Below are 14,027 nucleotides of genomic sequence, written 5' to 3'. Positions count from 1 at the left end.
GCGCCCGGTCAAACTGTTGCGCGAGACAACGACGCTGGATCGGCTGTCCGGTGGACGTCTGAGGCTCGGTGTCGGTCTGGGGAGCGATCGGTTCGCGGGGGAGTTCTCCCGCTCGGGGGAGGAGGTCGACGATCGCGTCCGCGCCGGGCTGTCCGCCACGAAGGTTTCTTCCCGGTCAACCTGACCTCGCCGGACCAGTTGGCCGACGTCGTGGCGACCGTGCAGTCCCTGCGCGGATCCCTCACTGGGTATGACACGCCGTCGCCGTGTCACCGTCGACCGACGTACGCCCGTACGCGATCGCCGACGCTACGTGGTGCCTCACCGACTCGACCCGGCCACCCCGCAGCTCGCCGACGTACGCGCGGTGATCGACGCCGGACCGGCGCGCTGAGGCCGGGCTTCTTCCTGCGACGCCCGTTCGGGTGTGTAATCGGAGGAATGTGGGTTCCGCGCAGGCGGGATCGTCCACGGGAGGACGCATGGCGAGTGTCAGCGAACACACCGGGGTAACTGAACGCACCGGTCCGGTCGCCGCCGGGCCGGCTCGGCGGCCGCTCGGGGTGGTGATCGGGCGGTTGCTGTCGACGACCGATCACAAGGTGATCGGCCAGTTGTACCTGATCACGTCGTTCGCGTTCTTCCTCGTCGGCGGAATCATGGCGCTGATCATCCGCGCCGAGCTCGCCGAGCCGGGTCTGCAGATCGTGAACGAAGAGGTCTACAACCAGCTCTTCACCATGCACGGCACGATCATGCTGCTGCTGTTCGCGACCCCGCTGTTCGTCGGGTTCGCGAATGTGATCATGCCGGTGCAGATCGGCGCGCCGGATGTCGCGTTCCCGCGGCTGAACATGTTCAGTTACTGGCTGTTCCTGTTCGGCGGCCTGATCACGCTGTCCTCGTTCCTGACTCCAGGTGGCGCGGCCGACTTCGGCTGGACGGCGTACTCGCCGCTCTCGAACGCTGTGCGCTCGCCGAGTGTCGGTGGCGACCTGTGGATCATGGGCCTGTACCTGGCCGGTCTCGGCACGATCCTCGGTGGCGTCAACTTCGTCACGACGATCATCACGATGCGGGCGCCCGGTATGACGATGTTCCGGATGCCGATCTTCTGCTGGAACATCCTGGTCACGTCGATCCTGGTGCTGATCGCGTTCCCGATCCTGGCCGCGGCCCTGCTGATCCTGGAGGCGGATCGGCGGCTGGGGGCGCATGTGTTCGATGCGGCAAACGGTGGTGCGTTGTTGTGGCAGCACCTGTTCTGGTTCTTCGGGCATCCCGAGGTGTACATCATCGCGCTGCCGTTCTTCGGCATCATCACCGAGATCCTGCCGGTGTTCAGCCGCAAGCCGGTCTTCGGCTACATCGGCCTGGTCGCGGCGACGATGGCGATCGGCGCGCTCTCGATCGCGGTGTGGGCCCACCACATGTTCGTGACCGGTGGGGTGAATCTGCCGTTCTTCTCGTTCATGACGTTCTTGATCGCGGTCCCGACCGGGGTGAAGTTCTTCAACTGGATAGGCACGATGTGGGGCGGGTCAGTGTCGCTGGACACGCCGATGCTGTGGTCGCTCGGCTTCCTGGTGACGTTCCTGCTGGGCGGTCTGACCGGCATCATCCTGGCCTCGCCCGTGCTCGACTACCAACTGAACGACTCGTACTTCGTTGTCGCACACTTCCACTACGTCGTGTTCGGCACCGTCGTGTTCGCGATGTTCGCCGGGTTCTACTTCTGGTGGCCGAAGATGACCGGGCGGATGCTCGACGAACGCCTCGGCAAGGTGCACTTCTGGCTGCTGTTCATCGGCTTCCACACCACGTTCCTGGTGCAGCACTGGCTCGGTGTCGAGGGCATGCCGCGGCGCTACGCGTCGTACGGCGCGCACGAGGGCTTCACCACGCTCAACCAGGTGTCCAGCGTCGGTGCCTTCATCCTCGGCCTCTCGACGCTGCCGTTCTTCTACAACGTCTACAAATCCCGGCGGAACCCGCTCGTGGGCGTCAACGACCCGTGGGGCTGGGGCCGCTCCCTCGAGTGGGCCACCAGCTGCCCACCCCCACGCCACAACTTCGACAGCCTGCCCCGAATCCGCTCCGACAGCCCCGCCTTCGACGCCAACCACCCAGAACTGGTCACCACCACCCCCGCCCAGAACCTCCTCACCCCAGACGACTAACCCGCGCACCTCACCCCACGCCCCGCGCACCGCGAGCCCGCGCGGGGGTTGGTAGCTGTCCGCCGCCGCGCCAGCTCCCTCGGGTAGCACGCTCCCGGGCGAGCAGGGAGCGTGACCGCCGCCACCGGAGCCGTTTCCGCCCTGCGCTCAGCCATCAGCCCAGGGGGAAGGACGCGTGGAGCACCACCGCCCCGGCGTGCTCCTCCGGGCAAGCCGGCAGCACCACCGCCGCGCGTGCATCGTCGGGGAGCAGCATGCAGCACCACCGACCCGAGTGGCCGACTGTTGCGCGCGTACGAGCTTCCGGCGGCGTGTGAGGAGGGCTAGGGGAGTTGGTTGCGGAGGGTGGTGAGGAGGGCGGCGGTTTGGTGGGGTGGGGGGCTGGTGGCGGCCAGGAGGTCCAGGGCTTGGGTGTAGGTCTCCACGTCGTCGCGTTTGTCGAGGTAGAGGGCGCTGGTGAGGTGCTCGAGGTAGACGATGTCGGGGAGGTCGTGCTGGGGGAAGCGCAGGAGGGTGAAGGCTCCTCCGGTGGCGGCGTGGCCAGCGCTGTCCAGCGGGATGATTTGCAGCGTGACGTTGGGGTGGGCGACGGCCTCGCTGAGCGCGTCGAGCTGGTTGCGGAGGACGTCCGGGCCGCCGATCGGCCGATGCAGGACGGACTCCTCGATCACGGCCCAGAGCTTGAGTGGCGGCTCGCGGTCGAGCGCGAGTTGCCGCCTGGTGCGGAGAGCGACGATGCGCTCCACCTCGTCGTCGGCTCGTGCGTTGCCTGGCGTCAACCGTGCCACCGCCCGCGCGTAGTCGGCGGTCTGTAGCAGCCCCGGCACGAACTGGATCTCGTACGTCCGGATCAGCTCAGCGGCCGCTTCCAGCCCGAGGTAGGCGTCGAACCAGTCTGGCGTGACATCGCCGTACCGATGCCACCAACCGCGATCGTTCGCCTCACGGGCCAGTTGGAGCAGCCGATCCCGCTCGCGCGCATCGGTCACGCCGTACAGGCTGAGGAGGTCCTCGACGTCGCGTTCCTTGAAGCCGACTCGCCCGAGCTCCAGCCGGCTGATCTTCGACTCCGACCCGCGGATCGCCCACCCGGCGTCCGTCCGGCTCACCCCGGCGCGCTCCCGCAGCCGCCGCAGATGACTGCCCAGCATCATCCGCAACGCCGTCGGCCCCACCACGCCTTGCCCCGCCATGCGCCCAGTCTACAGCATTATCGAACATATGTTCCCCTGCGTTCGAAAGCCGGATCACCCCATCCGCAGCACATTCTGCAGGGCCCATGAACGGCCGAATCCGCCCACCACACCTCACGGACGTGACGTCCAGCCTGCTGGTACGCCGGGGTGTGCCCGCCCGCACCAGTCAGCCGGCGCCGAGTCAGCGCGATCCGACCTCGGCCGGTGCCTGCTGCGCTCGCACAGCCAGCGGTGGCAACTCCTGCATGACACCCCAGCCTGCAGCTGGGGGTGGGTTAGTCGCGGAGGTATTCGGCTCGCCAGCGGTTGATGGTGGGGTCTACCGGGCTGGGGGATTGGGTGAGCTGGATCAGGTGGAGGTCGGAGGTGGTGAAGGAGTCGATGGCGGCGCGGGTGAGGGGCCAGGGCGGGCCTTCGATGGCCTCGTCGGGCTCGTCGTCGGCGCGGGCGGCGGCGATGACGAGGAGGGTGCCGCCGGGGGCTACGAGTTCGGTGACCTGGGTGATGGCGGCCGGCTGGACGGGGATCGGGAGGGCTTGGACCGTGTAGATCTCGACGACCAGGTCGAAGGCGCGGTGCCAGTCGGCGGGTGGTGCGAGGAGGTCGGCGGTGATGTAGTGCGCCTTCGAGTCCGGGTGGTTCCGGTGTGCGGTCTCGATCGCAGTGGGGGAGATGTCGAAGGCGGTCGTGTCGTAGCCGCAGTCGACGATCCGCTCCGCGTCCCAGCCCGTCCCGGCCCCGACGACCAGCGCAGTCTTTCCGGCTCCGTCCGGGTGCGCTTCGTCGATCCATTCGATCAGCAGCGGATGCGCCGTACCGCGATCCCAAGGTACGACGGCGGCGCCTTCCGACGCGGCCGAGTAGAGCTGCTCGAACCAGCCGGTCGGGTCGTCGCGGTCCAGCGACTCCCGGGCGATCCGTCGCGACACGACATCGGGGTCCTCAGCCATCGGACGCACCTTCCTCCTCGACGCCGGGGCCCACGTGGATCGCCCGGACGGTCTGCACCGTATCAACGTCAGAAGGTCGCTTGTCCTCGCGATATCGCAGCACTCGGGCGAACCGCAACGCCATCCCGGCCGGGTACCGCGGCGAGGTCTGCACCCCGTCGAAGGCGATCTCGACCACCACCTCCGGCCGCAGGTACACGACCCAGTCGTCCCGCCGCACCGCCAGCTCCTGGAACCGCTCGGTCTGCCACCGCAGCAACTCGTCCGTCAGCCCCTTGAACGTCTTCCCGAGCATCACGAACTCGCCGGTCTCCTCGTCCCGCGCTCCCAGGTGCAGATTGGACAACCATCCGGTACGACGCCCGTGCCCCCACTCCGCCGCGAGTACGAGCAGGTCGAGCGTGTGCGTCTGCTTGACCTTGACCCACCCGGATCCGCGCCGGCCCGCCTCGTACGGCACGGTCAACGACTTCACCATCACGCCTTCATGGCCCCGCTGCACCGCATCCACGAAGAACGACTGCCCGGCATCCGCATCGGAGGTCACCAGCCGGGGAATTCGCCGCTCCTCAGGCACGAGCTTCGACAATCGCTCATGCCGAGCGGCTCCGTCGAGCCCGAGGAGATCCTCCCCGTCCTGATGCAGGATGTCGAAGAAGTACGGCGTCAACGGCACCGACTCCGGTCCGGTCGCCGCACGAGTCGCCGTCCGCGACCCCGTCACCTGAAACGGCTCGGGTCGCCCGTCCGGCCGCAGCGCGATCAGCTCACCGTCGAGCACGACCTGCTGCGCATCGAGCTCGAGCACGGCGCTGACCACCTCGGGCACCCGAGTCGTGATGTCGTCGAGCGTCCGCGTGTAGACCACGACCTTGTCGCCGTCGCGGTGCGCCTGGATCCGGATCCCATCCAGCTTCCACTCGAGGGCGGCCGGCGTACCCGTCTTGGACAAGGCCTCGGCCACGCTGGTCGCGGATTGGGCGAGCATCGGCTGCACGCCACGCCCGACCTCCAGCCCGAACTGCGCGAGCCCCGCCTCACCCTCGGTCAGTACGGCGACTGCCACCGGAGCCGCCGCACCCCGCAGCATCGTGGCGGCCCGGATCTTGTCCAACGGGATCCCGGTGGCCCGCGCGACCGCATCAGCCATCACCCCGTCCAGCGCGCCCTGCCGCAGCTCACCGCCCACGAGTTGCCGCAGGAACCACTGCTCATCGGCGGTCGCCCGGCCGAACAACGCGTCGATTGCCTCCCGCCGCCGGGCCTGCACCCCCGCCCCGCCCATCTCGGCCAGCTCCGCGAAGGCCCGGTCGACCTCCTCGACGGTCAACGACGGCTCCGCGGCGGGCTCCGGCGCGTCCGCCAGCGTCCGCCAGCCCACGCCGGTCCGACGCTGGCGGAGCTCACCGGACAGGTACGTCACGACGATCTCGGTGTCGCCCGGTTCGGTGGCCTTCGACAACAATCCGGCGATGAACTCGGCCTTCTTCAGGCGCGACCGCGTCCCGGCCAGCGCGGCCGACGTCTCCACCACCTCGGTCAGCAACATGATCCCAGTCTCACCCATCCTGCCGACACTTTCCGGGAGACGACTTTCGTCACCGACCGGAGTGACGCGGGCTCAGGGAGCAGGCGGGAGGTCGTCGAGGAAGTCCGACGGTGGCGTGAAGAAGAGAGTGCCGGTGACCGCGGTCGAAAAGTCGAGCAGACGGTCGTGGTTGCCCTCGGGCTCGCCGATGAACATCCGGCGCAGCATCAGCTCGGTCACTGACGGAGTCTTGGCGTACCCGATGAAGTAGGTGCCGAACTCCTGGGTCCCGACGGTGCCGAACGGCATGTTGTCCCGCACGATCTGCAGCTCGTTGCCGTCCTCGTCCTCGATCACGTTCAGCGCGATGTGGGCGTTGCTCGGCTTCACGTCGTCGGCCATCTCGATGTCCTCGAGCTTGCTCCGGCCGACCGCACGTTCCTGCTGCTCGACAGTCAGCGCGTTCCACGCCTTCAGGTCGTGCAGGTACTTCTGCACGATCACATAGCTGCCGCCCGCGAAGCCGGGGTCCTCGTCGCCGATCAGTACGGCGTCCTGGGCCTCGGAGCCGGTCGGGTTCTCGGTGCCGTCGACGAATCCGAGTAGGTCGCGCATCTCGAAGTACTTGAAGCCGTGCACCTCGTCGACGACCGTGGCGGCGCCGTCGAGGACATTCATGATCTGACTGGCCAGCTCGAAGCACTGGTCCTGGTGGGCGGCGCGGATGTGGAAGAGCAGGTCGCCCGGTGTGGAGACAGCGTGGTGCGTGCGGCCCTTCAGCTCGATGAACGGGTGCAGCTCGGCCGGGCGCGGGCCGCTGAACAAGCGGTCCCACACGTCCGACCCGATGCTGGTGACGCAGGACAAACTGCCGGAGGGCACGCGGAAACCGACGGAGCGGACCAGACCGCTCATCCGCTCGAGGAGGTCGCGGGCCGTCGCCTCGCCGCCCGGGTCGATCGTCACGACCAAGAAGATCGCCGAACCGGTCAACGGCATCAGGACCGACTGCGGCAGCGCCCGCGTCGACGCGGCCGGTCCAGATGTCGGATCAGTCACCACCGTGCTCTCCCTCCACTCACGCTTGCCCTGATCTTCTAGAGTCCAGTCATGGACCCGCAAGAACCCAGGCCGCCCTCGCAACCGGGCCCATACTCCCAGCCGGGGCAGTACCCACCGCCCCCGCCCCACCCGCAAGGCGGCTACCCGCCCCCGGGTCCATACCCCGCGCCTGGGACTTACCCACCCCCCGGCACTTACCCGCCGCCCGGTCCGTACCCGCAGCAATGGGGTGGGCCGCCGCCGTACCCCGCGCAGTTCGCCTACCGCGAGCCCCGGATCGTCCCGGCTCCAGCGGGTACGCCGTTCCACCGCCTGGCCCGTACGGCGAAGAACGCATGGTGGCGCCCGATCGTCGGCACCCTCTTCCTCGGCGCCGGCGTCCTCTTCATCACCGCGGGCGTCCTGGTCGGCTGGGAGATCGTCCATGGCCTGATCACCGGCGAGTTCTCCCAGCCGCAAGGCAACAACATCTTCCCGAGTGACACCGAGAACCTCGCCGTCACGCTGGTGATGCTCGGCGTGCTCACGCCGTTCGTGATGTTCACCGCCTGGCTGGTCCAGCGCCGCCCGTTCTGGAGCGTCGCGTCCGTCGTGAATCGGATCCGCTGGCATTGGTTGCTGTTGTGCTGTGTGCCCGCGCTGGGCTACCTCGCGCTGTCGTACGGCCTGGGCCTGCTGGTCGACGTGATCTTCCCCGGTCAGGATTCGGCCACAGCCGGCGACGGCGGGTCCTGGGTCGGCTTCGGTGCGTTCGTCGTACCGGCGCTGGTGATCATCTGCCTGGTGCCGTTCCAGTCCGCGGCGGAGGAGTTCCTCTTCCGCGGGTGGTTGATCCAGGCGGTCGGCGCCTACGGGCCGGACCAGAAGGAAGGCCGCGCGCGGTGGGTCCGGGCGGTGTTCCGCTCGCCGTGGCCCGGGATCGTGGTCGCCGGCGCGGCGTTCGTGGCCGGGCACGGGTACACCGGCTGGGCGATGGTCGACATCTTCCTGTTCGCGCTCACCGTCGGCTGGCTGGCCGTCCGGACCGGCGGACTGGAATCGGGTATCGCGCTGCACGTGCTGAACAATCTGCTCGCGTTCTTGTTGCCAGCGGCAACTGGTCAGCTGTCCGGCTGGGACGATCAGGGTGGCGCGCCGTGGACGCTGCTGCTCTCGGACATCCCCAGCCTGGCGTTCTACGCCGTGGCCGTGGTCTGGCTGTCGGGGCGCCGGGAGATCGCGCGGGTCAGCAGCTGAAAATCAGGCGAGGACTGTCGGCGGGGTCTGGCAGGGTATCCGCGTGACGAACGCGAAGATCGAGGCCGTCTTGTTCGACTGGGGCGGCACGCTGGCAACCTGGCACACGATTGACCTGCTGGCCGCCTGGCGCGCGGTGGCGACGCTGCTCGACGAGGCCCGGGCCGACGAGCTGGCAGCCCGGCTCGTGACCGCGGAGAACGCCGTCTGGCGGCGCTCCCGGGACGAGCACCGGAGCAGCACCTTCGAGGAGGTGTGCCTGCTCGCGGACGCTGTGATGACACCGGCCGCCCTGGCGGAGTACGAGCGGCAGTGGGACCCGCACACCGAGCTGGAGCCGGATGCCATCGACACGCTCTCCGCGATCCGGGCCGAGGGGCTGAAGGTCGGCGTGCTGTCGAACACGATCTGGTCGCGCCGGCGGCACGAGGACATCTTCGCGCGGGACGGCGTACTGGAGCTCCTCGACGGCGCCGTCTACACCAGCGAGATCCCGTACACGAAGCCGCACCCGGAGGCGTTCCTGGCCGCGATGCGGGCGGTCGGGGTGTCGGAGCCGTCGCGGTGCCTGTTCGTCGGGGACCGGCTCTTCGACGACGTGTGGGGCGCTCAGAACGTCGGCATGCGTGCCGTCCACGTCCGCACAGCGCGATCCCGGTGGAGCAGGTCGGCCACACCGAGGGCACGCCCGACGCCACGGTCCAGCGCCTGTCCGAGCTCCCGCCGCTGATCGACAGCTGGAACACGGCCGCCGCGTGACAGACGAGAAGAACCCCGAGCCGGGTGGTCGGCTCGGGGTTCTTCGAGGGGTTTCGGGGTGGGGTGTTACGCAGCCAGTGTCGGATCTGCCAGCAGGCGGAGGCGGCCCAGGGCCTCGCGCTCGATCTGGCGAACGCGCTCGGCGGAGATGCCGTGCACCGCGCCGATGTCGGCGAGCTTGGCCTGGCGGCCGTCGTGCAGGCCGTACCGGCGCCGGATCACGTCCGCCGACCGCGGGTCGAGCTGGTCGACCAGGCTGAACAGGCCCGAGCGATCCGACGCGTCGGCGACCAGCTGGTCCGGGCCTGGCGCGGTCTCGGCCGCGATCAGGTCGCCCAGCGAGGTCTCACCCTCGTCGTCGATCGGGTTGTCCAGGCTGATGTGGTCCCGGCCGATGCGGATCAGTTCCGTGACCCGCTCCACGTCCAGGTCCAGCTCCGCCGCGATCTCGTCGAGCTCCGGCTCCCGCCCGAGCTTGCGCTCCAGCGTGCGCCGCGCCGAGCCGATCTGGTTCAGCTGCTCCACCACGTGCACCGGCAGCCGGACCACGCGGGCCTGCTGCGCGATACCGCGGGTGATCGCCTGCCGCACCCACCAGGTCGCGTACGTCGAGAACTTGAATCCCTTGCGGTAGTCGAACTTCTCCACCGCCCGGATCAGTCCCGTGTTGCCCTCCTGGACCAGGTCCAGCAGCGGCATCTGGGAACGTCCGTAGCGGCGCGCGATCGACACCACCAGCCGGAGGTTCGCGGTCACGAACCGCTGCTGCGCGCGCTGACCCTCTTCGGCCAGCCACTCCAGCTCTTCCTCCGTCGCATATTTGGGCGCTCCGCCCTTCTTGCGTCCAACCCGCCCCTCGGCCAGCAGTTGCTCCGCCAGGAGTCCTGCCTCGACCGTCTCAGCGAGCTCGACTTCTTCCTCTGCGGTGAGCAGGGGCGTACGCGCGATCTCTTCGAGGTAGAGACCAACGCTGTCCTTGCCGTCGATACCGTCGTCCGTGCTGCGGACACGAGCCATGCGAGCCACCGAAACTCCCTTCGTCGTTACATGGAGAGCAACGCTCGAGTGAGGTTCAAGATTCCAGGACCAGTGTGTAAACAGCCTGAACGTTCCCTGAGAGTTCCCGGCAGCGATCCGCGCCGGAAACCGGTGTCCGGGAACGTCCCGGAACCGCTGCCCGGACGGGTTTGCGCCGGGCATCCCGAATTCTCGTGACAACCAAGGGAATTCGGTACCGCCTGTCCAGTGGCACACCGGCCACCGAACCTGAGAATCTCGTCAGAATCACACGCTCCAGTGCCCCCCGATGTGTTGCACAACACACGGGGGGCGGGAGAAATTCCGCTCGGGTCAGGCCAGGCCGAGCGTGTCGAGCTCCCAGGCGAGCGTGAAGGCCACCTCGTGCCAGGCGTCGTACCGGCCGCTGCGGCCGCCGTGGCCAGCTTCCATTTCGGTTTTCAGCAGGACGTCGACCTCGCCGGTCGCGGTCGCCCGGAGTTTCGCCACCCACTTCGCGGGCTCGACGAAGAACACCCGGGTGTCGTTCAGGCTGGTGATCGCCAAGATGCGCGGATACGCCTGCGCGGTGACGTTTTCGTACGGCGAGTAGGACTTCATGTACTCGTAGACGGCCTTGTCCTCGAGCGGATTACCCCATTCCTCCCACTCGATCACGGTCAACGGCAGGGACGGGTCGAGGATCGTGGTCAGCGCGTCCACGAACGGCACCTCCGCGACGATCCCGCCGAACGCGTTCGGCGCCAGATTCGCGACCGCGCCCATCAGCAGACCACCGGCGCTGCCACCCTGCGCGACGATCCGCTCCGGCCGGGTCCAGCCGGCCGCGACCAGGTGTTCGGCGGCCGCGATGAAATCGGTGAAGGTGTTGCGCTTGGTCAGCATCTTTCCTTCGTCGTACCAATGCCGGCCCAGCTCACCCCCGCCGCGGACATGCGCGATCGCGAACACCACACCGCGGTCCAGCAGCGACAGCCGCGGGATGGAGAACCACGGATCCATCGAGCTCTCGTACGACCCGTAGCCGTAGAGCACGACGGGCGCGTTGCCGTCCTTCACGACGTCCTTGCGCGTGACGATCGAGATCGGCACCTCTGTCCCGTCCGGCGCGGTCGCCCACTCCCGGTACTGCGTGTACTCACCAAGGTCTACACCACCGAGCACGGGCTGCTGCTTCAGCAGCCGCCGCTCCCCGGTCGCGACATCCACGTCGTACGTCGAACCCGGCGTGACCAGCGACGTATAGCCGAACCGGTACCGGGTCTCGTGCCACTCGTCGTTGCGTCCTGGGGAGACGGTGTGGATCGGCTCGTCGAACTCGAGCACCTCCGGAGTGCCGAAGCCCTCGGACGTCCGGCGCATGATCGCCAGCTCGGTGAGCGCGTCGCGGCGGCGGTACAGGACGACGTGGTCGGCGAAGGCGTCCGCGGCGAGCAGGCGGCTGGACTTGTCGCCCTGGATCAGCGTCGTCCAGTCGCCCGGGGAGTCGAGTGGAGCGGTGGCCAGCGAGAAGTTGGCGGCGTCCGCGTTGTGCGTGATCAGGAGCTGGTCGCCGGCGTGCTCGACGTCGTACTCGACGCCCTCCCGGCGCGGGGCGACCACGACAAGCTGACCGGCGGGATCGTTGGCGTCGAGCAGCCAGACCTCGCTGGTGAGCTTGCTGCCGAGCGCGATCTGGATGGCCTGCTCGTTGCGGCTCAGGTCGACACCGACCCAGAACCGCTCGTCCGGCTCCTCCATCACCAGGACCTCGTCGGTGCTGCCGAGGGCGTGCCGCCAGACCTGGAACGGCCGCCAGGCGTCGTCGACCTTGGTGTAGAAGATCGTCGAACCGTCGGCCGACCAGGCCGAGCCGTAGTGCACCTCGGGCAGCTCGTCCGGCAGCAGCTCGCCGGTGCTCAGGTCCTTGATCCGCAGGGTGAAGCGCTCGTCGCCCTTGAGGTCGACGGAGTACGCGAGCAGGCGGCCGTCGGGGGAGATGTCGACGGTGCCGAGCGAGAAGAACTCCGAGTCGCCGGCCACCTCGTTGCCGTCGAGCATCACCTCTTCGCCGGCGATGTCGCCGTCGGTGGCCGGCGGCTGGTGGCCGTCCACCTTGACCCGGCAGTGCAGGGCGTACTGCTTGCCCTCGATCGTGCGCGAGTAGTACCAGTAGTCGCCGCGCCGGTTCGGCACGCTCAGGTCGGTCTGCAGGGTGCGGTCCGAGATCTCCTTGTAGATTGCCTCACGCAACGATTCGAGATGCGCCGTGCGGGCCTCGGTGTAGGAGTTCTCGGCGCGCAGGTGCCCCAGCACCTCGTCGTCGGTCTTGTCCCGCAACCACTCGTACTCGTCGACGAAAACATCACCATGATGACGCCGCTCAACCGGCTTCCGGGCAGCCACCGGGGGCTTCGGGGAAGAATTCAACTCGGACATGCCGCGAGACTACCTGTCGCCCGCGCCGCGGCTAAGCGCGCAATCGTGCCGTCACACTGGACAGAGCGGTGGTCACCGCCCGGCGTGATTCGTCGGTGTGGTCCAGGACGTCGAAGCCATGGCGACCGTCGGGAACCTCGACCACCTCGAGGTCGGCTCCCGCCGCCCGCGCCGCCGCGATGAACGGCGGTTGCGTGGGAGCGACATCGGCAAGCTCCCGACCCACCACGGTCATCACGATCGGCAACCCACCGGCACCGGCGACCGCCTCGATGGGATGCATGCCGCGGATCGTGACGAGATCTGAGTCACCTAGCACCGGATAGGTCAGCGCCACACACCGCAGCCACTCGGGCGGGTGCTGCAGGTACGTCGCAGCCAGTGGCGCACTGCCGGAGAAGAACCACAGCCCGACCCGATTGCCGTTCACCCGCGGATGGGCTCGGACGGCCGAGATCGCCGCGCTCAGGGCCGCGGTGGACCGGTCGTCGTCGGGCAGTCCGTCGGGACTGTGGTCGACGACCGTCGCCACGCAGCCAAGATCGGCCAGCTGACTCCCGTATCCCTGGTAGATCGGCCACGCACTCGGCACTGGCTGGCCCTCGGCGGTGTAGGGCACACCGTGGACCAGGATCACCGCCGGAGCCTGCTCGGATGCCACAGGAAGGTAAAGCTCGAATCCCTCGTACGTCGTGCGCTGCACGTCCGGTGTGGGCAGGACGAAGGCAGGCTGGGGGTCAGGCATGTCGCCCACGGTATTCGCGCCCAGTGTCAGAGGTGGTCGAGCGTCAGACCTACACGTCGTACGTCGCGACGACTGGGGCGTGGTCGCTCCAGCGGGCGGCGTAGGTCGGGGCGCGGTGGATGACGCAGGTCGTGGCTGCGGCGGCGAGGGCGGGGGAGGCGATCTGGTAGTCGATGCGCCAGCCGGCGTCGTTGTCGAAGGCTTTGCCGCGCCAGGACCACCAGGAGTACGGGCCGGGGCCTTCGCCGCCGAAGCGGCGACCGAGGTCGACCCAGCCGGCGTCGAACAAGCGATCCATCCAGGCCCGCTCCTCGGGCAGGAAACCGCTCTTCTTCCGGTTCGCCTTCCAGGCCTTCAGGTCGACCTCGCGGTGGGCGATGTTCAGGTCGCCGCACATCAGCACGTGCCGCCCGTCGGCGCGCAGCTCGGTCAACCGGGCGGTGATCGCGTCCAGGAACGCGTACTTCTCCTCCTGCCGCGGCGGCGTCTCGAACTCGCCCGTGAACACGTACGTGCTCACCGCGGTCAGCGTCGTACCGTCGTCGAGGACCACGTCGGCCTCGACCCATCGCCCGCACCCGTCGAACCGCGACGGCCCGATCTCGCCCCGCTCGTCCTTGATCGGCCGCCGGCTCGCCACCGCGACCCCCGCGCGGCCCTTGTGCCCGTCGATCGACGGCTCGGCATGCGCGATGTTCCAGTCCCCACCGAGCAATTCCCGCAGTACGTCGTCTGTCGCCCGGACTTCCTGCATCAGCAACAAGTCGGGATCCGTCTGCGCCAGCCACGCCCCCATGCCGCGCCGAAACGCGGCCCTGATCCCATTCACATTCACCGTGGCAACCGTCAGCACGGCAAACCCTAACGCCCGGCCTGAGATCTCACCGGTGTGGTGCAGATCGACAGGACGTATATGCCGGGCCCCCGGCCCGGCCG

General features: G+C 68.5%; 11 protein-coding genes and 1 pseudogene. 4 read left to right on the top strand and 8 right to left on the bottom strand.

The features are described 5' to 3' along the window. Positions 1 to 4: 4 nt before the first annotated feature. Together ACXC9Q_RS04825 and ctaD are read left to right on the top strand one after the other, a co-directional pair. Positions 5 to 184 (top strand): annotated as a pseudogene (locus ACXC9Q_RS04825) (hypothetical protein); the annotation flags it as partial. Between the two features lie 298 nt (positions 185 to 482). Continuing rightward, positions 483 to 2,180: an aa3-type cytochrome oxidase subunit I gene (gene ctaD / locus ACXC9Q_RS04820; protein ID WP_457055242.1), complete on the top strand. Its 1,698-nt coding sequence runs from the start codon at positions 483 to 485 to the stop codon at positions 2,178 to 2,180. A gap of 323 nt (positions 2,181 to 2,503) precedes the next feature. Here ctaD and ACXC9Q_RS04815 read toward each other — a convergent pair whose 3' ends face one another. From ACXC9Q_RS04815 to ACXC9Q_RS04800, 4 genes are all read right to left on the bottom strand, one after another. Next, positions 2,504 to 3,373 carry a helix-turn-helix domain-containing protein gene (locus ACXC9Q_RS04815; protein ID WP_457055241.1) on the bottom strand — a complete coding sequence of 290 codons (870 nt, stop codon included), beginning with the start codon at positions 3,371 to 3,373 and terminating at the stop codon, positions 2,504 to 2,506. 278 nt (positions 3,374 to 3,651) lie between these two features. Beyond that, the gene (locus tag ACXC9Q_RS04810) at positions 3,652 to 4,326 is read right to left on the bottom strand and encodes a class I SAM-dependent methyltransferase (RefSeq protein WP_457055240.1); all 675 of its coding nucleotides are present in this window, start codon (positions 4,324 to 4,326) and stop codon (positions 3,652 to 3,654) included. Beyond that, positions 4,319 to 5,893, bottom strand: coding sequence for an ATP-dependent DNA ligase (locus tag ACXC9Q_RS04805; protein ID WP_457055239.1), 1,575 nt, complete (start codon positions 5,891 to 5,893; stop codon positions 4,319 to 4,321). Before ACXC9Q_RS04805 ends, ACXC9Q_RS04810 begins: the two co-directional genes overlap by 8 nt. 54 nt (positions 5,894 to 5,947) lie before the next feature. Beyond that, positions 5,948 to 6,913: a Dyp-type peroxidase gene (locus ACXC9Q_RS04800; protein WP_457055238.1), complete on the bottom strand. Its 966-nt coding sequence runs from the start codon at positions 6,911 to 6,913 to the stop codon at positions 5,948 to 5,950. 51 nt (positions 6,914 to 6,964) lie between these two features. Here ACXC9Q_RS04800 and ACXC9Q_RS04795 point away from each other — a divergent pair, with 51 nt between their 5' ends. Both ACXC9Q_RS04795 and ACXC9Q_RS04790 read left to right on the top strand, forming a co-directional pair. After that, positions 6,965 to 8,152 carry a CPBP family intramembrane glutamic endopeptidase gene (locus ACXC9Q_RS04795; protein ID WP_457055237.1) on the top strand — a complete coding sequence of 396 codons (1,188 nt, stop codon included), beginning with the start codon at positions 6,965 to 6,967 and terminating at the stop codon, positions 8,150 to 8,152. Between the two features lie 43 nt (positions 8,153 to 8,195). After that, positions 8,196 to 8,882: an HAD family hydrolase gene (locus ACXC9Q_RS04790; RefSeq protein ID WP_457055236.1), complete on the top strand. Its 687-nt coding sequence runs from the start codon at positions 8,196 to 8,198 to the stop codon at positions 8,880 to 8,882. Positions 8,883 to 8,977: 95 nt separating this feature from the next. Here ACXC9Q_RS04790 and ACXC9Q_RS04785 read toward each other — a convergent pair whose 3' ends face one another. From ACXC9Q_RS04785 to ACXC9Q_RS04770, 4 genes are all read right to left on the bottom strand, one after another. Beyond that, entirely contained in the window at positions 8,978 to 9,937 is a 960-nt protein-coding gene (locus ACXC9Q_RS04785) for a sigma-70 family RNA polymerase sigma factor (protein WP_457055235.1), read from the bottom strand. A gap of 324 nt (positions 9,938 to 10,261) precedes the next feature. Further along, complete coding sequence (locus tag ACXC9Q_RS04780; RefSeq protein ID WP_457055234.1) at positions 10,262 to 12,346, bottom strand: S9 family peptidase; 2,085 nt, start codon at positions 12,344 to 12,346, stop codon at positions 10,262 to 10,264. A 31-nt stretch (positions 12,347 to 12,377) separates the two neighbouring features. Continuing rightward, positions 12,378 to 13,091, bottom strand: coding sequence for an alpha/beta hydrolase family protein (locus tag ACXC9Q_RS04775; protein WP_457055233.1), 714 nt, complete (start codon positions 13,089 to 13,091; stop codon positions 12,378 to 12,380). A 49-nt stretch (positions 13,092 to 13,140) separates the two neighbouring features. Next, a complete protein-coding gene (locus tag ACXC9Q_RS04770; protein WP_457055232.1) occupies positions 13,141 to 13,926 on the bottom strand; it encodes an exodeoxyribonuclease III in 786 nt (261 codons plus the stop codon). Positions 13,927 to 14,027: the final 101 nt, after the last annotated feature.

The organism is Kribbella sp. CWNU-51, assembly GCF_054073265.1.
This window is presented reverse-complemented; position numbering and strand designations above follow the sequence as displayed.

Excerpts from the sequence above, each read along its gene's own strand:
- ACXC9Q_RS04780 (WP_457055234.1), bottom strand. The coding sequence starts at position 12,346 with ATGTCCGAGTTGAATTCTTCCCCGAAGCCCCCGGTGGCTGCCCGGAAG.
- ACXC9Q_RS04775 (WP_457055233.1), bottom strand. The coding sequence starts at position 13,091 with ATGCCTGACCCCCAGCCTGCCTTCGTCCTGCCCACACCGGACGTGCAG.
- ACXC9Q_RS04810 (WP_457055240.1), bottom strand. The coding sequence starts at position 4,326 with ATGGCTGAGGACCCCGATGTCGTGTCGCGACGGATCGCCCGGGAGTCG.
- ctaD (WP_457055242.1), top strand. The coding sequence starts at position 483 with ATGGCGAGTGTCAGCGAACACACCGGGGTAACTGAACGCACCGGTCCG.
- ACXC9Q_RS04805 (WP_457055239.1), bottom strand. The coding sequence starts at position 5,893 with ATGGGTGAGACTGGGATCATGTTGCTGACCGAGGTGGTGGAGACGTCG.
- ACXC9Q_RS04795 (WP_457055237.1), top strand. The coding sequence starts at position 6,965 with ATGGACCCGCAAGAACCCAGGCCGCCCTCGCAACCGGGCCCATACTCC.
- ACXC9Q_RS04815 (WP_457055241.1), bottom strand. The coding sequence starts at position 3,373 with ATGGCGGGGCAAGGCGTGGTGGGGCCGACGGCGTTGCGGATGATGCTG.